This window comes from Colwellia polaris, from assembly GCF_002104515.1.
Lineage (GTDB): Bacteria > Pseudomonadota > Gammaproteobacteria > Enterobacterales > Alteromonadaceae > Cognaticolwellia > Cognaticolwellia polaris.
On the sequence record NZ_NBOE01000006.1, the window covers coordinates 174,593 to 198,582 of the forward strand.

Sequence of the window (23,990 nt, forward strand, 5' to 3'; positions counted from 1 at the left end):
GTTTACGCTCCCTTTAACTTAAGCACTTCATTTTCTGCACGCTCAGCAATAATGCCTGCACTTTGTTGTTGCAAGGTAGTGATAATGCCGCGGCTTAGCGTGTTAAGTAGGGTTGAAATAAAGACCATTGGAATCGCTACTACCAGGCCAAGTACAGTTGTAACTAACGCTTGAGATATTCCACCTGCCATCAGTTTTGGGTCACCAGTACCAAATAAAGTGATGGCTTGGAAGGTATTAATCATACCGGTAACCGTTCCGAGTAAACCGATAAGCGGTGCGACAACTGAAATGATTTTAATTAACGTTAAACGATTGGTTAACTTAGGCACTTCAGCAAGAATTCGCTCTGATAGTTTCAACTCTAATGTTTCAGTGTCTGCATTTTTATTTTGGTCTTTAACTAACATCACACGACCCAATGGATTATCGTTAGATGCCACATCAGTTTTAACTTGACGTTTCACTTTGCTACTCACTAAAAATAGAGAAATAAAGCGTTCTAGTGCAATTAATAATCCGATTGCACCTAAAGCAAGTATTACATAACCTACTGGGCCACCTTGGTCTACACGTTCTTGCGTATCTGGTGCCTGCACTAATAGCCCTAGAATAGAACCACTAGTTGGGTCAAGAGCAAAAGCAGTTTGCTGTCCGTTACTTTCTGATAAATCAGCAGCAGTATTTAAATAGCGACCTGTAGGTTGGCGAATAAGCTCAGCAACCGAGCCTGTTTCATCAATATATTCTAAGTATTTCCCTTGCGATACTAAGTTAAAGCCACCAACACGAACAACTTCTTGATCACTTTTTGAGCCGTCTGCTGCAACAACTTCTCGTGTAAACGTGTGAACTTTACCGGATTCAGTCATTTCGCGTTGTAACTCAAACCAAAGTCGCTCTATTTCTTCAATAGAAGCAAGCTTTGACGATGACCCCATGCTTTGAGCAAATTCATCTAAGAATACCCCACGACCAGGTATTTGTGCCGAAACTACAGAGGTTTGAAATTTACTGCGTAAATCTCCAGATACCTGCTGTAAAACACCAAATAATTCTTTTAACTCGCCCATTCGCTTATTTAAAGCGTCAGTACGGTTACCAATTTTAATTTCATTATTTTGAAATGTAGCTTCAAGCTCGGTACTCAAGTTAACGGCGTTATCACGTGTATTCCTTGCGCTTGCAAGCATTTGATCTTGTTCTGCTTTGCGAGCATCAAACTCAGCTTCACGTTGCTGATTCTCTTTGCTTTGTGCTATTTGTCCTTTCTCTAATTGAGAAAGTAACTGATCTAAATTCGTAGCATCTTGTGCCAAAGTTAGGTTTGCAACTGAGCCTAGCACTAACGCTGACAATACTTTTGTTACTAATTTCATTTTATGGTCTACCTTATTCAGCCGAATTTTGTGCGACTGGCACAACAATTAAATCTGGTGCTAATTGCTTACGGGCAATTCGCAGAGCTTTGTTTAGGTCTGTACGATACTCAGCACCAAGTGGCTTCCAACTTTGGCTACCTTCATCCCAAACCCCCATACTTTGTCCGTCACGAGTGCGATAAACAAAACTCACGCGACCTATACGCAGAAAGTCTACGTCTCGCTCTTGACCATTAACGTTTTGTAAACCTGTATAAGCTTCAATAGTGCGGCCGTACTCAACTTCTACTTGATAGGCTTCAAGTACTTGACGAAATTTCTCTGCAACAGAGACATCTGCACGGTCTATTGCCGTTCGTAAGTTGGTTATACGTTGAGAGCGTTCTTCCGGTAAGAACGGCACATCCAACTCAACAAACTTTGCTAAAGTGTCTATCATACGTGCCATTAAAGGAGAAACTTGACGTTCGATAACACTCACTTGTTCCATCGAGTTAGCAAGCTGAGACAGCTCATTTAATTGGTTATCTATTTGTGTTTGCATTTGACCGTTATAAACATTTAAACCGTCAATTTCTTTATTTACGTTTTTGAATTGTTGCAGTTTGCTTAGGATTTGCTCACTAATACGATCCACACGCTGTTGCGATTGATTTGCAGATTGCGTGATTTTCTTGCCAGCATCAACGACCTCATTTAAGTCAGTCTCTTGCGCTGAAAAGCCATAAAATGACAAGGTAGCAGAACTTAAGAAAACACCTGCTTGTGCCAGTTTGGACAATTTCATAGTTAAACCTTTATTATGATTAAAGCTGCAATGTTGCAGTTAGCCCAAAAGCATTGCTTTGTTTTGAGCTTGATAAACGACTATGAAGAATTCTAAAGGTGAATTATGACGGCAAAGTTTCAGTAATATTGCAACTTTATTAAATGACAAAAAAGTTACAAAAATCTTACAATTACAAAGAAATTAAATAACAAAAAGCGAATTGAAAATCGCTAAAACTAAGCATAAATTGTCTATATTACGGTTTAATGTCAAACAGATGTAAACGATTAACTAATGGGAATAAAAAACCTCTTACCTAAACAGGGTAAGAGGTTTTGTGTTTTACGTGCAGGAATACTTAGCTAAGTATTCTTAGGGGTTAATGACTAAATAAGACCAGCTTAATCAAATTCCCATTTAAATTGAATGTCGAACCCTATGCCACGTGTTTCGCTGCGAAGTAGTGTGTCGTCAAATTCAATCTCTTTTTCTTCATCTAGAATGTTTTGTACTTTAAACTTCAACGTTGTCGCAAACGTTGGGTAATAAGTATAAATTAAGTCTAAAGAATGAACCGGTTGCTCGTATGCGTCGTCTTTATTATCAATGCCAGGAATGATGATACGTTCGCCAAATACATTGTATGCTAATGTTGCTGTGTGATTTCCATTTGGGTGGTCATAACCTAGGTTCATGTTAACAACATATTCAGAGTGGCCTGTCATACGACGAGTTGGGTTAGTAATAGCTGTTGAAACACCTGTTTGCTCAACCACTTTTTGCGTATCGATGTTAATTTCTGAATCTGAAAGCGTTACGTTACCTGATAAGAAGAAGTCATTTCCCATTCCACCTAAGAAAGCGAAATCTTTCATAAACTCAACTTCAACACCGTATACTTCACCATCATCAGCATTTGCAATTCGAATTAGCGGCGGACCATCTTGAGAGGGGGATTGCACTGATTCAATAGGGTCTTCCATATCTTTGTAGAATAAACCTACCGATAAGTTTTCACCTGTTTCCAAATACCATTCCCAACGCAAATCATAATTTTTAATTTGCGTACTACGCACAGCAGGTGTACCACCAATAGGGAATTCAGTTAATGGGTCAATATAAGTTGCAGGCGCTACTTCACGTAGGTCTGGACGAATAGTTGTTTCACCGTAAGAAGCCCTAAACTGCATCGTTTCATCTAAAATATAGGTAAGTGCTAAAGCGCCGTAGTAGTCATCTTCTTTAAAAGTTAACTCAGCCAAGTCTTCTTTCGTTGGCTCTGCAGGAATATCAAACTGTCCTGTTGCGGGATCTAATGGAGCCACAACTTGACGGAAGTCTTCCCAACGAACTCCACCACTAATACGCCAGGTATTATCTAAAAAGACATCTACTTCGAAATAATAAGCATCAACTTTTTGTGCCGATAAGTAATCATCGCCCGCAATAGAGGTATCGCGTATTAAACGTTCACTACCCGTTAATGGATGGTTTAATACCTTGTCATCATTAAGGATTTCATTCATCTCGTAGCCAGATAAATCTAAATTATCGAAAGCTAACGTGTTAACGTCGATACGGCGCGCAAATGCTTCACGTGTTTTCTCGATATATTTAGCACCCGCTTTTAATTCAACTTCAGTTGTATCGAACATCAGCGGTAACGAAAGATTCCAACCAGCATCTTCTACATCATCATCCAAATTTTGGAAAGTATAACGAGATGCTGTTGTTGCTTTTCGCAGAGAGCTTTCGTTTGCTAAATCAAATACACCATCTTCATTCTCATCTGCTAATATATAGCGAGTAGAAATATTTCCTGGTGCATAACGATTTGAGCGCGAGTCTGAATATAACCAATCAAACCCAATAAACCAGTACTTTGAAAAAGTATGGCTACCACGTAGCTGATTAACGATTAATTCACGCTCTTCATAGGCAACATCAACATCACGTACACGTAAACCATCAGACAACAATACGTTGTTAGTGTTACCGTACTTCTCTTTGATTTGATCGCGAGTATCATGAAGAATCGTCGAACTAAAGTCGATCTTATGATCGCGCAGATATTCAACACCAAAGTTAAACATGCCAGACCATCTAACGGAATGCTCTGTAGAAATTACATCATCAAAGCCTCGAATAAGCTTATATGACTCATCAGCTTGTAACGCAAAATCTTGACCTTCGAACTCTTCAGAAACCTGCCATTCATTATCATAAGATAATGCGGTTAAGAAACCGTAGCGGAAATCACCTGAGTCAGAGTCAAAACGATTACCAATAGTCATATCTAGACCAAAATCTGGTATTGGATCTTCAGACTGAGGATCGTAATCTTTATATAAATCTGCTGCAATTACTCGGTTTTCTTCTTGAGATAAATCACCTAATGCATCGTAATTTTTCCACAAAGTGCGAAGTGCTTTTGGAGCTTGTCGTGTACCGTCATCAAGACCATACCAATCATCACCGCCACCTTCATACGTTAAGCCGTTATTACTATTCTCCGAACTACCGCCAACATTGCCAGCAATATTAAATACAAACGTTGAGGGAATAGACTTTAAACGGATATCAACATTACCACCACCGAAGTGAGCAGGCATTGATGGTGAATATGACTTTTGAACCGATAATGATTCAATAATCGATGATGGAAATAAATCGAGTGGGATAACGGTACGTGTTGGATCTGGAGAAGGTACAGCGGCACCATTTAATTGCGTACTTGAATAACGTTCACCTAAACCACGTACGTAAATAAATTTACCGTCGACCAGTGTCAAACCTGTCACACGACGAAGTGCTGCAGCTGCGTCACTATCACCGGTACGCGCAATTTGTTCAGCACCTAATATGTCAGCAACGAACGCTTGGTTTTTACGCTCTTCAATAACGGCATTTGCGGTACCTTTTAAGCGACTAACTTTAACAACAACTTCTTCAATTGCTTCGTCGCTTTCTTGTGTTGGGCTAACTTCTTGTGCAGTCGCCTGAATACCTATTAAGCCTGACAAAACAGCCACAGCTAAACTTGATAAACCAAAGCGCTTAATATTCGTGTTCATTTCAAACCTCTTTAGAATGGCTAGCTCGAAATAAATTTGCAAGCTAGTTGTAGAGCTTAGGGTTAAAACCTAAAGGAAGTTATTAGTGTCGGTTGCAGAGAACTCATGTGAGAGCAAAGAAGAGGCGCTTTAACTTATAAATAACTTACAAGTGTAAATAAGCACCTCTAATAAAGCTATCGCAAGAATTCGCAATAACCTAGCTAATTACTCTAGACCTACTGTCCACCCTGCAGTCCAATCATTGCTTTCTGATACCGCACCGATGTGGTCAGCGTTATCGAAGAATGCATGTGAACCGAAGCTGTAAGGCACTGTAGCATCGATTGTGTAGATACCGTTGATAACATCTGCAATACCAGCTTCTGTGCTGTTGTCAGCGTTGATGTTGATAACCCAATCCATGAGGTCAAATGCACCTGTTGAGCTGTCTTGGCTCTTAAAGTTTTCGTTACATGCAAATACTGAGTTAGTAATGACTGTTTCGTTCGCAATAGCTTGGTCAACGGTCACACCAGTCTCTAACTCTAAACACTCACCAGCAGCATTAGTTACTACGAAGTTATGTAATTGAGCACGAGTACCTTCACGTAAGTAGATACCTTCAGAGTCTTTATCGGCAGTATCGAATGAGTTACCAATAATTGTCATGTTAGCAATCGTAGGGTTTGATTGAGGATCTTTGCTTGGATTTGAACCGTCATTATCCGCTTCAATTGCACGATTAGACTCGCCGCCATTTTCGTCATGCTTAACTAAAACGTATTGCATGTTACCGCGGAAGCCGTTATCCCAATCAACTGAGTCATCTTTGTTAGATGTTAAAACAACATACTTAGCGTTAACCGCACCACCGAAGAATTCAACACCATCATCCGCATTTTCATGAACTTGGATAAACTCAACGGTTGTTGCTGAACCAACACCACCAAACGTAATACCGTTTAATTCGTTATCCGGTGCAACTTCAAAACCAGCATGTTTAACAACTACATAGCGTAATGTACCTGAGTCATCTTCCCAGTTATCACCACCGAATGTTGCACCTTCTTCAACACCTTCAACTTGTAATGAACAAGAAGGGTCAATAGCACCACCAGCTAATGTAGGACACTTATTAGAAGGAGCGTTACCTAGAAGTACCATACCACCCCATTGGCCAGAGCCAGTTTCTTCACCATTAATATCTTGGCTAGAAGTGAAAGTGATTGGTGCTTGAGCTGAGCCTAGTGCTTCAATTTTCGAATCGCGGCTAACGACTAAGTAATCGCCACCTGAACGACCAAAAACAGTTGTTCCTGCTTCGATTGTTAACGTAGCTGAGTCAGCACGGTTGTTACCAACGAATACTGGGCCGTCTAATGCGTATAAGTTATTAGACGTTAAAGTTAAATCTGAAGTGATAGTACCTGAGATCTCACAAGTAGTTTGACCATTTACTGGTGCAATTGCAGAAGTCCCGGTAGGACAACCTTCTTCTTCTGGCGGCTCTGTAATTACACCACCACCGAAACCAAATGCCCAACCTTCACGCCAGTCAGTTGCACCATCAAAAGCCCCTTGGTAGTCAGTTACATCGAACCAAGTATCAACAGCTGATGTATCTTGACCTGTACCTAATAATGGCGATTGTGAGCTTGGCACACCGTCTTCATCGATAAGAATTGAAGTGCTAACCATGTTAGTTGCTTCACCGGTAAACCATGCCTCTAAATCGAAGTCACCAGCGTTTTTGAAGTTTTCGCCATTGTTACAAGCGATCGTGCTGTTTTGAATAACAATGTTACCTGACTCAGCATTTGTTACTGTTTGACCAGCTTCAAACTCTAAACACTCGCCCATTTCAGCAGGACCTGTAATTACTGTGTTGTAGATGCTCGCTGAGGTACCTTCACGTAAGTAGATACCTTCTGAGTCTTTATCAGCAGTGTCGAAATTGTTACCCATAATTGTCATGTTCGACAGAGTAGGGTTAGACATTGGCTCTTTATCTGGTGTTGAACCGTCGTTATCAGCTTCGATAGCTCGATTTGCTTCACCAGCATTTGCAGCATGTTGTACGAAGATATGCTGTAAACGACCTTTAAAGCCATTATCCCAGTCAATGCTGTCATCCTTGTTACCCGTCAACACTAAGTGCTTAGCATCTACGGCACCACCAAAGAATTCTACACCGTCATCAGCATTGGCGTGAACTTGTAAGTAATCAACAGTTGTACCTGAACCAACGCCACCGAAAGTAACACCGTTTAATTCATTGTCTGGTGCAATTTCATAACCTGCGAACTTAACAACTACGTACTTAAGTACACCTGAATTATCTTCCCAGTTGTTACCGCCAAAGACAGCACCTTCACCCACACCTTCTATTTGAAGTGCACACTCACTGCCGTCTGATGGACACTTATTAGAAGGAGCATTACCTAAAATTACAATACCACCCCATTGGCCAGCAGAAACTTCTTCACCTTTAACATCTTGTAATGATGTGAAGATAATTGGCTCTGATTTAGTGCCTTCTGCCATGATCTTAGCATCACGATGAACAACTAAGTAATCGTTACCAGATTGACCAAATAACACTGCATCTTTATCAATAGTTAACGTAGCACCACCCATAATTTCTAAGCCACCGCTAATGGCATAAAACACAGGTTTAGAACCATCACTGCTTGCTAAAGTAGTGTCTTCAGTAACTTGTCCGTCAACTACTTGAACTTGTACATCAAAACCTACTGCTGCGCTTACTTCAGCAGATAAAGATGAAGAAGGGATACCCGGTAACTCTACACCTAGATCTGGATTTACTGGTGCAGGGTTATTAATAACAGTATCGCCAACTGAATTATCTACGTCTGATGATAGTTCAATGTCACCACCACAACCGGCTAATACTAAAGCTGCTGAAATAGCACTTATTCTAAAAAATTTTGTCATTTGCATCTTAGTTACCCACTCCGCAGAGTTTATTGTTTTAATAAAATTGCGGTCATGCTACGTCGCAAAAATGACAGAAATATTTTAGAAATATGTAGTTTTTGTTTAGGAAAAGTGACAGTTAGATGACAGACTAAAGGTGATTATAAATAAATAAAATAGTACGTATGCTAGGTAGATAAAGGGATAAAGCTTATATTGAATAGCTAAAACAATGACAGTTAAATTGCTTAATCTTTAATTTAAATCACGACTAATTTTTAGGTAAATGCGTTCAATTTATATTTTTAAGTTACTTTGAAGACTATGTTAATCTTTATCTCACAAGCGATAAGTTTGAGTGTAGTTTCCTACTTACAGCACTTTATTAGTAACATCAATGAATGGCCGCTTAAGGATCATCATTGTTATTAACTTAAGCTTAAGTTAATAACATTGTTAGGCTCCAAGCAGTTTTTAGCTTTTAGTAACTTTAAGCCTCAAACAGCTTTCACCCAATCTTAATATTCCCTATACGCTAAGCACTCTAGCAAACAAAGCTATGCGTGCTTTTAACTTTCTCATCACTCATTCAAGTTAGCTTTAAGCGTTTGGGATAATTGAATAAAGTCAGCAACTTCTTCAGCTGAAACATTGTTGACCATTTTATCGAATAGCTGTTTCTCAGCTGTTTTAAATAACGTGATTATTTCAATGCCCTTAACCGATAAGGTTAATAAATGACTACGTTTGTCTTTTTCATTATCTGTTTTGATAATGAGCTCTTGGCTTAGTAGCTCTTTAATTAATCTATTAATTTGGGCTTTATCTCGGCCCATAAAGTCAGCTAACTTTTGCCCTGTGCATTCATCTATGTGTGATATTACTTTTAAAGACTTTAAGTGCATTGGAGATAAATCTATGTTTAATAGTTTTATTTCTTGCTTCATGTTGTTACGTACTGCGTGCACTAAATTAAAAAGAGCTTCACTTAATTCCATCGTTATTTCCGCATAAATTAATGATATAAAAATATAGTTGACAATATCAACCAATATACAATATAGTAGACCTTATTAACTATATTGTATTGAGAGTTGTTATGCCACTTAAATTTAAAAGAGTAACTATTATGTTTTTGGTGATGCTGTTCATGGTCGCTAGTATTACGGCGATTATGACCATTGCAAATCTTGAGGGCTCACAGGGTTTTCTTAATGTTTGGTTAAATGCTTTTCTGTTTACCTTTTTAGTATTAATTCCTACCGGAGGCTGTGTTTTTATCATATTAAGTAAGCTGATAAATCATTACTGCTCAGCATGGTCTGTTTTGCAAAAAAACTTATTACAAGGTTTGTTAATGGCTGTCGCTATGGAGTCGATTATGGCAGCAGTTCTGACCATAAAAAGTGGTGTTTATGAATCAATAACACACTTTTTTGCATTATTTTTTAATAGTTTACTTTATGCATTACCCGTAGGGATTACGTTGTCGCTTATTATGACGTTAGTGATAAAGCCAAAGCTTGATGAAGGTGTTGTTTAGCATGTTATACCAATTGATATAAACAATCGATCATTCTAAAGCGGTTTAAATATCCAGTATCTACGTTGCTTTCAATCCCAATAGCCTGCTATTGCTCAATCAAGCGCCTTGCTGCTGAAAATTTATCCTCGTTTAAAATTGATCGATTCATTAAATCAATTGGTATTATTTAATTTAGATAAAAAATAGGAGAATATTATGGGACCCACTATGCGAATGACACAGGTTTTATCTATTAATGATTTATCGCCACACATGAGAAGAATTACCTTAACGGGAGATTCACTTGCTGACTTCCCAGAGGGTAAAGAAAGCGCCCATGTAAAAGCCATTTTTCCTGCGCCTAGTTCAAGTAATAAAAAGCCTAAACTAGGCGTATATTTGGGCTTTAAGAATTTCATGCGCTCTTATACCATTAGATCGTTTGATAAAGAAAATTTAGCGTTAACGATTGATTTTGCTGTAAACGATCACCAAGGTTTAGCGACTAATTGGGCACTTGCAGCGAAAACAGGTGATTATCTTGGTATAGCTGGGCCAGGCGATGCAAAACATGCCGATTTAAACGCACCAAATCACTTGTTTTTTGGTGATATAACCGCATTGCCCGCCATTGCTGCAACATTGGAGAAACTGCCAGAGAATACAGCGGGACATGCTTATATTCAAATACCTAACGAGCAAGATAAACAAGTGATAGCAGCGCCAAAAGGAGTAAAGCTACACTGGCTTGTAACAGCAAATAAATTCACAGAAGATTTCCTTATAGGACTTAAGTCACTAGGCAATGATATCAGTGATACCGCGATATTTATTGCTGCAGAGGCTAGCGTTGTTAAGCAATTAAAGTCGCATTTAAACACCAGCTGTGAATATGATAAAACTAAACTTTATGCCAGCGCATATTGGAATCAGAAAAGGTAAATAGCGCTAGGAGTGTATATTTTAATCATGATGACTTAAGTTTTACTTTCAGCAATAAAAAAACCGCATTAATGCGGTTTTTTATTATTTATACTTTATCTATTTTACTCGCTTTGCCACCTGTTTATGTGGCTTAAAAATAGGCGTATACATTTTTCCTGCTCTTATTGATGAGAGCGCAATTTTAATGTTGATGTGCTGGCGTCATAAATAATTACTCGCTGGTACTCTGGCAGAAAATAATGCTGTTTTGGACTATCAGCAATAATTAATTCTGACCAAAGTTCAACTTGAGCAGCATTGTATTTAGTTAATACCATTCCCTGTGTTTGATCAAAGCGATAGAAATAACTGTTGTCTTCGGTATCAGAGATTGTATTAATGGTTTGAACATTAGCATTTGTGTGCAGTAAGCCATTATCGGTATATGTTGTACCGTCAAAACTTGCCCATTCAGAAGTGCTATTGGCGCTATAAATGGTGTTGCCATCATGGTTCAAACTTATGCTTGTTAGGCTGACAAAAGCGTTATTAGTATAAGCTGGGTTATTCATTACTGAAACCATTTCACTGGCATAGGCATTATAGCTAAGCGCATAGCGCTCTAATGACGTTGTTGATTGCTTGTATGCCATTACAATATCAGCGCTATTAGCTTGTCCAATAGTTGAGGTAAAGTAAGCATTTTCTTGATCCCAATACTGGCGAACTAAGTTTAAATCAGCGTATTCAAGAGTTTGTGTGATAACAACCGGTGCGCCAGCGACTATTTTAATTAAAACTGGGCGAAACGCTATGGTGATATTCTCACTGTCGATTTCACTAAACTGATAATTACTTAAGTTAAATTGGTAATGATTCACCCGTGTTTGTTCAACTTCATTTTCATCTAAATAGGTTTCACTGTTAGATGCCAATAGCATTGAACCGTCTGGATGAATAACTAAGTTAGTTAAATCTACATCAGCCAAGGGGGAGTTAGCAGTATTGATTAAGGTACCAGAAATAACGTGGTAAGTATTAATTTTGTCACCTGAAGCGATATAAACATAAGGTCGCATTGGGTCAAGTACTAAACCTGAAGCATTGACCGTAACACTTTCAACATCAATATCTGCACTGTCATCAGCGCCTTTGTTAAACGTTACGTTAATGCTACCCGCTAAAGCTGAACCTTCGGTCGTCGGTGTTAAGTTAATTACTGCGCTATAGACACCGTCAGCAGTTAAATTAGCAGGAATTGCGTTAATGCTAAGGGTATTATTTGTGTTGTTTGCTGACAAAGACAACCAGTTAACATCGGTGCTTGCTTGCCAAGCAATAGGTGTTTCGCTGTTCGTTATAATATCAACGGTATGTTCTAAAGTTTGTTCGGTCGCTAAGCTGTTAAAGGCTAATGATGGATAGTTGCTACTTAACCTTATCGCGTCAATCGCAAGTTCTACCGTTATAACTTTTGTTGTGCCACTTGCAGGGTCGAATATAGATATACTGGCAGACATTAAGCCCCAACCTGTAATTAGGCTGCGATCGATATCAATTAAAATAGCATCGCCATTTTCATCGCTTTGCTGGGTTAATATCAACCAAGGAGCGCTGGCAGATGCTTGCCAATCTGCGCCAATATTCGACAGTGTCAGTGTTTGTTGGTTAATAACACTATCACCAAAATTGGTGGTAAAGCTTAAGGTTTCAGAAGAAGTAGAAAATTGACTTAAATTAATAACATCTATGCTGTTAGCGTTTGGCGAAGGTAGCACAGCTCTGCTATCACCGTTGGCTATTAGCATTTGAGTGGGTTGGTTTGAACCTAATGTAATACGGTTAGCAATGGTTTGTTCTTCGTTATAAACATCAATGCTAAAGCCTGTTTCGGGATCAAATCTAACAAAGTGAGGGCGATCATTCGCTGTATGTGCTAGCGCTAAATCTATAATAGCTTCGTCGCTATTAAGTACACCATTGTCAGTAAAAGTTGTACCATCAAAGCTTATCCATTGGCTTGTTGGGCTTAGGGCATAAATGTTTTTTTCATCTGAAGTAACATAAAAGTCATTAATTTGATCGTTCTCACCTAATAACTCTGGGCGGTAGCTGTGACTAATGCTGGTTGTAATCGGGTTACGGCCAAAGTCGTTCACCATAGCTTCAATACGCTTTATCGACATTAAATCATCAGCTGAACTAATATCTAAAGCAAACAGAGTTTGATTTTGTTCTGCGACATTAAATGCTCTGGCGAAAAAGGCATTAGCGGTATCAAAACCAACTTGCATAAGGTTTTCATCAGCAAACTCTAAAAGTGCTGTTGCAACAAAATAGCGGCCGTCAATGCGAATAAATTTAACCGGCTCATTGATAATATCGATATCGGTTAATTCAACAAAGCTCATATCGTCAAGATTAATTTTATATCTGTGTACTGTGGTTTCAGTGGTGTCTTCATCAATAACAACGGTTTCAGTCGCCTTGGCTAGTATTATGCTAGCGTCAGGGTGGATGATCAGTTGCTCTAATGTTGTTTCTTCAGGTGAAATTACCGTTGATGATAATAATTCGTTGCTATAAAGGTGATAGCTTCGTAGCTCGTTATTAACGGCTACATAATATTGCGGCAATAAAGGATCAGTAACTATGCCATCGGTATTAGCAATAATGTCTAAAGAATTGTTTTCAGTGTTCAAGTCAGATTTATAAAAGCTCACTTGTATTGTGTTTGCCATTGCTGTGGTTTGATCATTTGGGCTAAGGGTTATTTCAGCCAGGGTTGTAGTGTTATTGGCTAGTGCACTGCTGTCAGCGGTAATGGTTAATTGGTTATTATCGTTGTCAGGCGTCAAGGTTAGCCATGTTGCTTCAGTGCTTGCTTGCCAGCCCCAAGGTAAAACACTATTTGAATTTATATTCAGCACTGCTTTACGGTTGTTAATATTACCCGTTTCGGCCAAGGCAACATTGACTTTATCAGAAAAAATATGAATATTATCTAAGCTTAATTCAACCGGATATTTAGTTGTGCCTAGTGGGCTAGTAATGTCGATTGTGGCAGGGTAAAAGCCTGATTGACTAAACTCAGCCAAATTAGGTGTTGCAGTAATGGTGGTAATACCGTCAGTAAAGGTTTTTTCAACACTTAGCCAAGGTACTGAGCTCGTTAGTGATAAGTTGTCTGCGCTAGAGCTTAACTCGATAGTTTTTGCAGGTGTTGATTCAACGCCATAAGTGTCATCAAAGGTAAGTGCTTGCCATACCAATAATGAAACATTGATATCTGCATGCGCTAAATTTGTTGTGGCTGGGTCGCCACTTGATAGCCTTAATGTTGTGCCGTATAAGTCAGCAGCAATGATATCAGCGTCAACAACATCAATATGAATGGTAGCTGAGTTTGCGGTTAGGTTTTCAATACGATAATTCAACCAAGCAACTGGCTGCGCCGTTGGAGCAAAACCAAGTAATAAACCCGAGCCATCAAAATTTACATCAATGGCGATGGTATTGCTCTCAGTTTGTAAAAACTCATTAGTAAATGCTACCGATGAAACCGATGAACTAACGGTGAATGTTGGAGCCTTTTCGTTTGAGCCGCCACATGCTTGTAAAAATAGTGAGCTAAATAAAATAACTAACATTAAACGCATGTTTTTCATTTGTCCCTTCATACAGGTCCCTGTTTTTATTAATTGCTAAACAATAGCTTATATTGATAACTGAATGTCGCTCTAAACTTGCTAATTCACTATTTCAATTGGTTAAGTTTATTTTGCGCGATTATTAACATAATGTAAAACTTATCATCATTATTACAATATTTTTACATTTACAGACTATTTTTGTTTAATGTAAAAGTAAGGCTCCGCCTAAAGTTTTCCTTTGAAACGACGCTAAGTACTTATATTTAAAAGCTAGCTTTACATTAAACCTTAGCTTAAAGCCCGATAAACCCTCAGTTTGTTATGCAGTTTTTATTTTTAGAAAACTCATCAATACTGGTATGGAATTGAGGTGCTGAGTCTGAATAAGTACCATAACAGTGTAAATTATCAAGCGACACTTCCCCTGTAAAAACTTACGCTATTCAACAGTAATGTGAATGAAAGTTAATGTTATCGACTATTTTTATGAAATTAGGATTAAATTCTTAAATACATTGGTATATTCAAGCAGAGGTTGCGTATAATATGCGCTTTGGTGCGTCCCTAATAAAGAACAAAAAGTTCAAGCTTAAATACTACGCTTTACAATAAGATGGTTTCTCATTACATGAAATCATGACACTATTAAACGCTTAAACAGATATAATTTTTCGAAAAGTTGGAAATTCACATGATTGAAACTAGTGCCCAATTGCGTCAGGCATTTTTAGATTTTTATGCTTCTAAGCAGCACCAAATTGTTGCGAGTAGCTCGCTTATTCCTGGTAACGATGCGACATTATTATTTACCAATGCTGGTATGGTGCCATTTAAAGATGTTTTTTTAGGCGATGATGTTCGCAGTTATACCCGAGCAACTTCTGCGCAACGTTGTGTACGTGCTGGTGGTAAGCACAACGATTTAGAAAATGTTGGTTATACCGCGCGTCACCATACTTTTTTCGAAATGCTAGGTAACTTTAGTTTTGGGGATTACTTCAAAGAAGAAGCGATAACTTATGCTTGGGAATTTTTAACCAACATATTGGCATTACCGAAAGAAAAATTATTGGTCACCGTTTATGAAAGTGATGACGAAGCTTATAATTATTGGTTGAATGAAATTGGCGTGCCAGCCGATAAAATTATTCGTATAGGTGATAAGTCAGCCGATAAAAAGTACGAGTCAGATAACTTTTGGTCTATGGGTGATACTGGTCCTTGTGGTCCTTGTTCTGAAATTTTTTATGATCACGGTGAAGAAATTTTCGGTGGTCCTCCAGGTTCGCCAGATGAAGACGGCGACCGCTTCATCGAAATTTGGAATATAGTTTTCATGCAATACAACCGTCATGCTGACGGCACAATGGAAAACTTACCAAAACCTTCAGTGGATACAGGCATGGGCTTAGAGCGCATTGCCGCTATTACACAAGGTGTGCATAGCAATTATGAAATAGATATTTTCCAAAACTTAATTAAAGACACCGCTAAATTACTTGAATGTAACGATTTAGAGCATAAGTCTCTGCGTGTTATTGCCGACCATATTCGTTCATGTAGTTTCCTAATCACTGATGGTGTTATGCCTTCAAATGAAGGGCGTGGCTATGTATTACGCCGTATCATTCGCCGTGCTATTCGCCACGGTCACAAATTAGAAGCTAAGTCATTTTTCTTTCATAAATTAGTTGCCTCACTTGCAGAGCAAATGGGTGCTGCATATCCTGAACTTGTTCAACAACAAGCAACTATTGAGAAAATTTTACGTATAGAAGAAGAGCAGTTTGGCCGCACGTTAGACCGAGGCATGGCATTACTAGAAGATATATTATCTGATCTTAAAGGCAACACTATTGCTGGCGATGATGTATTTAAGTTATACGATACTTATGGCTTTCCAGCTGATTTAACCGCTGATATTGCTCGTGAGCGAGCGCTTAATATCGACATTGAAGGCTTTGATGCCGCCATGGCTCAACAACGTATTCGTGCCCAAAAAGCCAGCCAGTTTGGTACTGACTATAACGAAACACTAAAATCAGAACATCGCACTAACTTTAAAGGTTACACGCGTAATGAAATGTCATCTACTGTGGTAGAACTGTTTAACAATGAGTCTTCAGTTAGCACATTAAACGCAGGTGAAACGGGTATTGTTATTCTTGACCAAACGCCATTTTATGCTGAGTCAGGTGGACAGGTGGGTGACAGCGGTACATTAATCCTAGAAAACGGTGTTTTTGAAGTTACCGACACAACCAAGCTTGGCAATGCATTTGCGCATAAAGGTATTGCTCGACAAACCATTGGTTTGAATAGCCGAGTTACCGCCAAAATTGATACTGAACGTCGCGATGCTATTGTGAAGAACCACACGGCAACGCATATTTTACACGCTGCGCTTCGTAAGGTGCTAGGCGAGCATGTTACTCAGAAAGGCTCATTATGTGACGCCGAAAAACTGCGTTTTGACTTTTCTAATTTTGAAGCAGTAACGCCAGAAGAGTTAAATACGGTTGAACGTATGGTAAACGCACAAATTCGTAGTAATTTGGGGCGTGACACTAACCTAATGGCAATAGATGAAGCCAAAGCAAAAGGTGCAATGGCCTTATTTGGTGAAAAATACGATGATGAAGTTCGCGTTGTTACCTTAGGTGACTTTTCTACAGAGCTTTGTGGTGGTGTACATGTTAATCGTACCGGTGATATTGGTTTATTTAAGATTACTTCTGAGTCAGGCATTGCTGCGGGTGTTCGTCGAATTGAAGCTGTAACAGGTGAAGCGGCATTAAACTATTTTGAAGCACAAGAGCAAACCTTAAATACCATTGCAGCGTTAGTGAAAACTGAGCCGGCTAATGTCACAGGTAAAATTGAACAAGTGATATTACGTAATAAAGAGTTAGAAAAAGAACTCGCGCAATTTAAGCAAAAGCTTGCCAGTGCGGCCGGTGCAGACCTAGTAAGCCAAGCTAAAGATTATAATGGTGTTAAAGCGCTTATTGCTAACTTAGAAGGCGTAGAAGCTAAATCATTGCGTGGTATGGTTGATGACCTGAAAAATAAAATGGGCTCAGGCATTATTTTACTTGCGACCGCGAGCGATAATAAGGTGAGCTTAATTGCTGGCGTAACTAAAGATTTAGTCGGGCGAGTTAAATCAGGTGAGTTAGTTAATGTAGCGGCTCAAGAAGTAGGTGGTAAAGGTGGCGGTCGTCCTGATATGGCACAAGCAGGTGGCAGCCAACCAGAAAACCTTGAAGCGGCTCTAACAGCAGCTCAGAACTGGTTAACTGATAAACTGAGCTAAGCAATAGCATCATATAGAAATTAACTAAAGGGACCTTGTGTCCCTTTTTTTGATCTAGGGTTTTATAAAACTTTAAACCTAATAATTTTACGGATTAAAAAACTAAGAGATTAAGGGCTTTTACCACCGAGGCAACCAGGAGAGATTAGTGATAAGGAAATTGAGTATAGGTAAGATCTTACTTTCATGTGTTTTGCTCTTCTCGGTGCAGGGAGAAGTCCCTCGGTGCCTCGGTGGTGATATATCTTTGCTGTGCTTTTTGGCTGTACGCATTTATCACTGAGCTCTTTTTCGTAAGAGATAAAAAATAAAGGGCTACTACCACCGAGGCACCGAGGCGCTGCGCGCTACACCGAGAAGAGAACAGTGATAAGAGCAGTGTATGCGGGTAAGATATTTCATTAATGTCTTTGCTTTTCTCGGTGCAGCACGAAGTCCCTAGGTGCCTCGGTGGTGATATATCTTTGCTGTGCTTTTTGGTTTTACGCTTTATCACCGAGCTCTTTTTCGTAAGAGATTAAAAAATTTAAGGGTTGCTAGCACCGAGGCACCGAGAAGAGATCAGTGATAAGAACAGTGATAAGAACAGTGATAAGAACAGTGATAAGAACAGTGATAAGAGCTGTGTATGTGAGGTAAGATCTTACTTTAATGTTTTTGCTTTTCTCGGTGCAGGACGAAGTCCCTCGGTGCCTCGGTGGTGATATATCTTTGCTGTGCTTTTTGGCTTTAAGCTTTATCACCGAGCTCTTTTTCGTAAGAGATTAAAAAATTTAAGGGTTGCTACCACCTAGGCACCGAGGCGCTGCGCGCTACACCGAGAAGAGAACAGTGATAAGAACAGTGATAAGAGCAGTGTATGCGGGTAAGATCTTGCATTAATGTTTTTGCTTTTCTCGGTGTAGGAAGTCCCTCGGTGCCTCGGTGGTGATATATCTTTGCTGTGTTTTTTGAGAGGGCTGGTTTTACGATCCTACTAATAAGTTCTCTATTCATTTAAAAGTAATATTTTTATTTCATTTCCAGTGGAATTATTTTGTAGTTAACAGGTCTTATGTATAGAAGACTAGCCGTTTATGTTAATAAAACGTGAAATCGGACCAGTTTAAAAGGTATTTAGAAAATAATTTACCAAAATAACAATTAATTAAGCATAAACTGTTTATTGTTTCATTAAGGTTGGTAAAATAACCATGAATTGCTTAAATTGCATTCTACTCTTGATTTACACATTCTTATTTAAATACTTAAAAACTGACATTGATAATGGAATTTTCAATGTTTAATAAGTTTTTTAAATACTTATTGTAATCTTTAGTGCACTTTTGCAAAAATTAGACTAAATTTAATTTGTTACTAGCTTATATATATTTAGTGGATCTCGTTTTTAAACATAAAGGAAATTAAGATGTTAATATTAACTCGCCGAGTTGGTGAAACGTTGATGATCGGAGACGACGTCACAGTGACAGTGTTAGGTGTAAAGGGCAATCAGGTTCGCATTGGTGTTAATGCGCCGAAAGAAGTGTCAGTTCATCGTGAAGAAATATACATGAGAATTCAATCAGAAAAAGGTGAGGGTGAAGCCTCAGGGAATGAAATCTAAGTATTTTCTACTAATTAAAGCCGACATCAGTCGGCTTTTTTGATCTAGTAACATAATTTATTCAGAGTAAAAGGCGCCATTTTTAGTAACTTAATGTTGGGAAATTAACCGTATTGTTTGAATTCTCATCAAACAGTCAAAAAATATAAATAAATGCCGAAAAATGTTTGACTTATTTTTTTAATCCCTTATTATTCGCACCCATTGGAGAGGTGGCCGAGTGGCCGAAGGCGCTCCCCTGCTAAGGGAGTATCTGGTTTATCCCGGATCGAGGGTTCGAATCCCTCCCTCTCCGCCATTCTTTTAGATTGGCACCGTAGGAACAACGGTATTGAAATAGTTCATTATGAATGTATATAATATTCACTAGGTCGTTTTACCTAAGTTAATGTTGTTAGTTCATTATCTCTTAAACTAGAGATATAAATAACAAGTTTGAATAAGGACGCGTAGCTCAGCTGGATAGAGTACCTGGCTACGAACCAGGCGGTCGCAGGTTCGACTCCTGCCGCGTCCGCCACTTTTCTTTAAGTGGATAAATAATAAAGAGTAGCTAGTATTAAAGCTAATAAAAAATAAATATATGATTTATATTAAGTTTTAATTTGATATAAATTTATCTTGAATCAAGATATAAAATAACGATTGACCGCGGACGCGTAGCTCAGCTGGATAGAGTACCTGGCTACGAACCAGGCGGTCGCAGGTTCGACTCCTGCCGCGTCCGCCACATTAAAAAAACCAGTCTTATGACTGGTTTTTTTTCGCCTAAAATTTATCATTACCTCTTTTAAAAGCATCCGATTATTTATTTCAATTGCTATAACCCATTGCTCAGTTAAGTATTAGCGAGAAATAGATTAATTTTCTTAAGTGATAAAGGCATTAATGCAATTGCTTTAACTTATTGATTACCTATAGATGATCTAATCATTAAACTTTTCATAGTACAACCTCCTAATATAACCCCTAAATAGTGCGTTAACGTCGGTAATGCGCTTTTGTATTAACCGTATAGATTATTTCGATGAAGATTTCTCTGGGAGCTTGTTATTGAATGACTAGTTTTACCTCATTTTTATTCTAAGAGGAAAGCTAACTAACCTGTTTGGTATTACATAGCCAATATTCTTAATAAAAGTGGACTCGAATAAAGCGTGGATTTAATAAAGCTAGGTTCTGCCAAGTGACATTTTTCACTCGATTATTGTATCGACTACTGGGCGATGAATAGCGATTTGTTAAATTGACACGGTAAAGCCGATGTCAATTGTTTAGAAGCATATAGGCGTTATTAGTTTGTTCCTTAGTAATATTGTAGTTTGATTTTTGAACGATATTTATTTGTTCGGGATACGGCTTGATAGTATTGGATATTGTATATTATCTTGGGTTTTCTTTTTATAATAGCCGCTATTCATAACTTTGATATTGTATACAATCTTTGTTTTATATTCGATTGTATAAAATAATGATGAAATTACGCTTAAAATAGTGCTTTTTTTAACCTGTTGTAACTTGACATTACTTTATTTTATCAATTTGTAAGAATTTGTTTGCTTTTTACACATTGGAGTGATTATTCTAATTATATAAATATTACTTGAGAGTAAAAAAATGGAAAATCTTCAACAGTTATTTATTGAAGCAGGCACTTTGATGTTAGCCGGAATGGTGTTTGTTTTTGCCTTTTTAGGTTTATTGATTGTTTTTATCAATATTGTGCTTGTGAGGTTGGCAAATAAATATCCTGATGCCGTTGTCGAAAACAGAAACTCAAGTAAAAGAAATAAGAAAAAAGAAGACGGTAAAAATGTATCACCTGCAGTTGTCGCAGCAATTTCTTCTGCTGTTACTCAATATCGTCAACAACATTCAGCTCAGAAATAGGAACTACCATGACCAAGCCTTTAGGAATTACTGAAGTCGTATTACGCGACGGCCACCAATCATTACTTGCAACGCGTTTGCGTTTAGAAGATATGTTACCCATTGCTGCGAAAATGGATGAAATTGGGTTTTGGTCAATTGAGTCATGGGGCGGTGCAACATTTGATTCTTGTATTCGTTATTTAGGTGAAGATCCTTGGGAACGTATTCGAGCATTAAAAAAAGCCATGCCAAACACTAAACAGCAAATGTTGTTTCGTGGTCAAAATATTTTAGGTTACCGCCACTATGCTGATGATGTAGTAGAGAAGTTTGTTGAACGCGCACATGTAAATGGTATTGATGTTTTCAGAATATTTGATGCGATGAATGATGTTCGCAACTTAGAAACTTCAATTAAAGCGGCGGTAAAAGTTGGTGCACATGCACAAGGTACATTAAGTTATACCGAAAGCCCTGTTCATACCCTTGAGGGTTGGTTAACTATGGCCAAACAGCTTGAAGACATGGGCGCACACTCTTTATGTATTAAAGATATGGCCGGCTTATTAAAGCCTTATGATGCTGCTGAGTTGATAGGGCGATTAAAAGAAACGGTAGCTCTGCCGATAGCCTTGCATTGTCATGCCACAACAGGGTTAAGTGTTGCTACACACATGAAAGCGATTGATGCCGATATAGATGTTATTGATACGGCAATTTCTTCAATGAGTATGACTTACGGGCATTCTCCAACAGAAACGATTGTTTCTATTGTTGAAGGCACGCAACGTGATACTGGTCTTGATATGACTAAGTTAGCTGAAGTTGCGGCGTACTTTCGTGATGTTCGTGAAAAATATACTCAGTTTGAAGGTAGCTTACGTGGTATCGATGCACGTATTTTACTCGCACAAGTACCAGGCGGCATGTTAACTAACATGGAAAGCCAGTTAAAAGAGCAGGGTGCAGCTGATAAGTTAGATGAAGTATTAACAGAAATTCCTAAAGTTCGTAAAGAACTTGGTTATATTCCATTAGTTACGCCAACCTCTCAAATTGTTGGAACACAAGCTGTATTAAACGTTCTTACAGGCGAGCGTTATAAATCAATTACCAAAGAAACTGCCGGTGTTCTTAAAGGCGAATATGGTAAAACAGCGGCTCCAGTTGATGTGGCATTGCAAGCTCGTGTACTTGATGGCAAAGAGGCTATCACGTGTCGTCCTGCTGATTTACTTGACCCAGAAATGGAAACAATATCTGCTGAGTTACAACAAATTGCCACTGAGAAAAACATTACCTTAGCGGAAGATACTATTGACGACGTGTTAACTTACGCATTATTTCCACAAATAGGGCTTAAATTTTTAGAAAATCGCAATAACCCAGACGCCTTCGAACCGGCTCCAACTAAGCCAGAAGCTAAAAGTGCCGCAGTATCAGCATCTACTAGTAGTTCAGAAAATACTGGACCTGAAAGTTATGCCGTAAGTGTTGATGGTAAGGTATACGATGTTGTTGTAGCTCCGGGTGGTTCAATTGAAAATATTCAACAAACCACATCTACTCCAGCACCAAGCTCTGCAGGCGGAGAAGATTTGAAAGCGCCTTTAGCGGGTAACATTTTTAAAGTTTTGGTAAATGAGGGTGACAACGTTGAAGAAGGCGAAGTTGTTCTTATTATGGAGGCTATGAAAATGGAAACTGAAATTAGAGCGACCAAAGCGGGTGAAATATCTTCTATTCACGCTAGAGAGGGTGACTCTGTTGCCGTTGGCGATGTATTGTTAAGCTTAGTTTAGGAATATCGATGGATTCTTTAAAATTATTGTGGATGTCCACAGGCTTAGCAAACTTTGAGCTAGGCCAAGTGATCATGATGCTTGTGGGTTGTGGTTTACTTTATTTAGCGATTGCGCGCAACTTTGAGCCGCTTTTATTAGTGCCAATGGGCTTTGGTGCTATTTTAACTAATATTCCAGTGGCTGGTTTTTCTGAGGTAGGTGGTTTACTTCATTACATCTATTACGCCGGTATAGATACCGGTATATTCCCACTGCTTATTTTTATGGGCGTTGGGGCTATGACTGATTTTGGCGCATTAATTGCGAATCCAAAAACATTGTTGTTAGGTGCTGCCGCTCAATTTGGTATTTTTGCCACTTTATTTGGCGCTATAGCATTAAACTTTGTCGGTCTAGACTTTTCAATGAAAGACGCTTCTGCTATCGCTATTATTGGCGGTGCTGATGGCCCAACTGCTATATTTTTAGCGTCGAAACTTGCACCTGATTTACTGGGGGCTATTGCTGTAGCAGCTTATTCTTATATGGCGTTGGTACCTATTATACAACCGCCAATTATGCGCGCTTTAACCACTGAAAGTGAGCGTAAAATAGAAATGGCACAATTACGCCATGTTACTAAAGTAGAGAAAATTATCTTTCCGCTTGGCGTATTATTAATGACCATATTCTTCCTACCTGCAGCAACGCCATTAGTGGGTATGTTTTGTTTAGGTAACTTAATGCGTGAGTGTGGTGTTGTTGATCGCTTAAGCTCAACCGCGCAAAATGAGTTGATCAATATTGTGACTATATTCCTAGGCTTAGGTGTTGGCTCTAAATTAAGTGCTGAACAATTTTTAAACGGGAAAACCTTAGGTATTTTAGCATTGGGCGCAGTTGCCTTCTCTATTGGTACTGCAACCGGTGTACTGATGGCGAAGTTAATGAATAAGCTGTCAAAAGAAAAGGTAAACCCACTTATTGGTGCAGCAGGGGTATCAGCAGTGCCTATGGCGGCTCGTGTTGCTAATAAGGTTGGCTTAGAATCTAATCCACATAACTTCTTGTTAATGCACGCTATGGGACCAAACGTAGCAGGTGTATTAGGTTCAGCGGTAGCAGCAGGTATTTTGTTAGCCTTAGTTGGTTAATGTAAGTATTGG

General features: G+C 38.7%; 13 protein-coding genes and 3 tRNA genes. 10 read left to right on the forward strand and 6 right to left on the reverse strand.

Features of this window, described 5'->3' with window-relative positions:
- Positions 1 to 2: 2 nt before the first annotated feature.
- The 5 genes from B6A32_RS11640 to B6A32_RS11660 all read right to left on the reverse strand — a co-directional run bounded on the left by B6A32_RS11640 (position 3) and on the right by B6A32_RS11660 (position 9,142).
- Positions 3 to 1,379: a MotA/TolQ/ExbB proton channel family protein gene (locus B6A32_RS11640; protein ID WP_085304192.1), complete on the reverse strand. Its 1,377-nt coding sequence runs from the start codon at positions 1,377 to 1,379 to the stop codon at positions 3 to 5.
- A 13-nt stretch (positions 1,380 to 1,392) separates the two neighbouring features.
- A complete protein-coding gene (locus tag B6A32_RS11645; protein ID WP_085304194.1) occupies positions 1,393 to 2,169 on the reverse strand; it encodes a DUF3450 domain-containing protein in 777 nt (258 codons plus the stop codon).
- 383 nt (positions 2,170 to 2,552) lie between these two features.
- Entirely contained in the window at positions 2,553 to 5,225 is a 2,673-nt protein-coding gene (locus B6A32_RS11650) for a TonB-dependent receptor domain-containing protein (RefSeq protein ID WP_085304196.1), read from the reverse strand.
- A 207-nt stretch (positions 5,226 to 5,432) separates the two neighbouring features.
- Positions 5,433 to 8,168, reverse strand: a complete 2,736-nt coding sequence (locus B6A32_RS11655) for a hypothetical protein (protein ID WP_085304198.1) — start codon at positions 8,166 to 8,168, stop codon at positions 5,433 to 5,435.
- Between the two features lie 557 nt (positions 8,169 to 8,725).
- On the reverse strand, positions 8,726 to 9,142 hold the full coding sequence (locus B6A32_RS11660) for a MarR family winged helix-turn-helix transcriptional regulator (protein WP_085304211.1): 417 nt from the start codon (positions 9,140 to 9,142) through the stop codon (positions 8,726 to 8,728).
- A 101-nt stretch (positions 9,143 to 9,243) separates the two neighbouring features.
- On the opposite strand from B6A32_RS11660, the gene B6A32_RS11665 reads away from it, so the two are divergent.
- Complete coding sequence (locus B6A32_RS11665) at positions 9,244 to 9,687, forward strand: DUF2798 domain-containing protein (protein WP_085304213.1); 444 nt, start codon at positions 9,244 to 9,246, stop codon at positions 9,685 to 9,687.
- A gap of 198 nt (positions 9,688 to 9,885) precedes the next feature.
- Positions 9,886 to 10,611, forward strand: coding sequence for a siderophore-interacting protein (locus B6A32_RS11670; protein WP_085304215.1), 726 nt, complete (start codon positions 9,886 to 9,888; stop codon positions 10,609 to 10,611).
- 164 nt (positions 10,612 to 10,775) lie between these two features.
- Here the strand turns inward: B6A32_RS11670 and B6A32_RS11675 are convergent, their stop codons facing one another.
- Positions 10,776 to 14,273, reverse strand: coding sequence for a hypothetical protein (locus B6A32_RS11675; RefSeq protein WP_143327903.1), 3,498 nt, complete (start codon positions 14,271 to 14,273; stop codon positions 10,776 to 10,778).
- Between the two features lie 664 nt (positions 14,274 to 14,937).
- Between B6A32_RS11675 and alaS the strand changes: the two genes are divergently transcribed.
- From alaS to B6A32_RS11715, 8 genes are all read left to right on the forward strand, one after another.
- Entirely contained in the window at positions 14,938 to 17,562 is a 2,625-nt protein-coding gene (gene alaS / locus B6A32_RS11680) for an alanine--tRNA ligase (protein ID WP_085304219.1), read from the forward strand.
- Between the two features lie 1,408 nt (positions 17,563 to 18,970).
- On the forward strand, positions 18,971 to 19,168 hold the full coding sequence (gene csrA / locus B6A32_RS11685) for a carbon storage regulator CsrA (RefSeq protein WP_085304221.1): 198 nt from the start codon (positions 18,971 to 18,973) through the stop codon (positions 19,166 to 19,168).
- Positions 19,169 to 19,374: 206 nt separating this feature from the next.
- Positions 19,375 to 19,466, forward strand: a tRNA-Ser gene (locus tag B6A32_RS11690).
- A gap of 145 nt (positions 19,467 to 19,611) precedes the next feature.
- Positions 19,612 to 19,688, forward strand: a tRNA-Arg gene (locus B6A32_RS11695).
- Between the two features lie 133 nt (positions 19,689 to 19,821).
- Positions 19,822 to 19,898 (forward strand) — tRNA-Arg (locus tag B6A32_RS11700).
- A gap of 887 nt (positions 19,899 to 20,785) precedes the next feature.
- Entirely contained in the window at positions 20,786 to 21,058 is a 273-nt protein-coding gene (locus B6A32_RS11705) for an OadG family protein (RefSeq protein WP_085304223.1), read from the forward strand.
- A gap of 8 nt (positions 21,059 to 21,066) precedes the next feature.
- Positions 21,067 to 22,842, forward strand: coding sequence for a sodium-extruding oxaloacetate decarboxylase subunit alpha (gene oadA / locus B6A32_RS11710; RefSeq protein WP_085304225.1), 1,776 nt, complete (start codon positions 21,067 to 21,069; stop codon positions 22,840 to 22,842).
- 8 nt (positions 22,843 to 22,850) lie between these two features.
- The gene (locus tag B6A32_RS11715) at positions 22,851 to 23,978 is read left to right on the forward strand and encodes a sodium ion-translocating decarboxylase subunit beta (protein WP_085304227.1); all 1,128 of its coding nucleotides are present in this window, start codon (positions 22,851 to 22,853) and stop codon (positions 23,976 to 23,978) included.
- Positions 23,979 to 23,990: the final 12 nt, after the last annotated feature.

Excerpts from the sequence above, each read along its gene's own strand:
- B6A32_RS11640 (WP_085304192.1), bottom strand. The coding sequence starts at position 1,379 with ATGAAATTAGTAACAAAAGTATTGTCAGCGTTAGTGCTAGGCTCAGTT.
- B6A32_RS11645 (WP_085304194.1), bottom strand. The coding sequence starts at position 2,169 with ATGAAATTGTCCAAACTGGCACAAGCAGGTGTTTTCTTAAGTTCTGCT.
- B6A32_RS11650 (WP_085304196.1), bottom strand. The coding sequence starts at position 5,225 with ATGAACACGAATATTAAGCGCTTTGGTTTATCAAGTTTAGCTGTGGCT.
- B6A32_RS11655 (WP_085304198.1), bottom strand. The coding sequence starts at position 8,168 with ATGCAAATGACAAAATTTTTTAGAATAAGTGCTATTTCAGCAGCTTTA.
- B6A32_RS11660 (WP_085304211.1), bottom strand. The coding sequence starts at position 9,142 with ATGGAATTAAGTGAAGCTCTTTTTAATTTAGTGCACGCAGTACGTAAC.
- B6A32_RS11665 (WP_085304213.1), top strand. The coding sequence starts at position 9,244 with ATGCCACTTAAATTTAAAAGAGTAACTATTATGTTTTTGGTGATGCTG.
- B6A32_RS11670 (WP_085304215.1), top strand. The coding sequence starts at position 9,886 with ATGGGACCCACTATGCGAATGACACAGGTTTTATCTATTAATGATTTA.
- B6A32_RS11675 (WP_143327903.1), bottom strand. The coding sequence starts at position 14,273 with ATGAAGGGACAAATGAAAAACATGCGTTTAATGTTAGTTATTTTATTT.
- alaS (WP_085304219.1), top strand. The coding sequence starts at position 14,938 with ATGATTGAAACTAGTGCCCAATTGCGTCAGGCATTTTTAGATTTTTAT.
- csrA (WP_085304221.1), top strand. The coding sequence starts at position 18,971 with ATGTTAATATTAACTCGCCGAGTTGGTGAAACGTTGATGATCGGAGAC.
- B6A32_RS11705 (WP_085304223.1), top strand. The coding sequence starts at position 20,786 with ATGGAAAATCTTCAACAGTTATTTATTGAAGCAGGCACTTTGATGTTA.
- oadA (WP_085304225.1), top strand. The coding sequence starts at position 21,067 with ATGACCAAGCCTTTAGGAATTACTGAAGTCGTATTACGCGACGGCCAC.
- B6A32_RS11715 (WP_085304227.1), top strand. The coding sequence starts at position 22,851 with ATGGATTCTTTAAAATTATTGTGGATGTCCACAGGCTTAGCAAACTTT.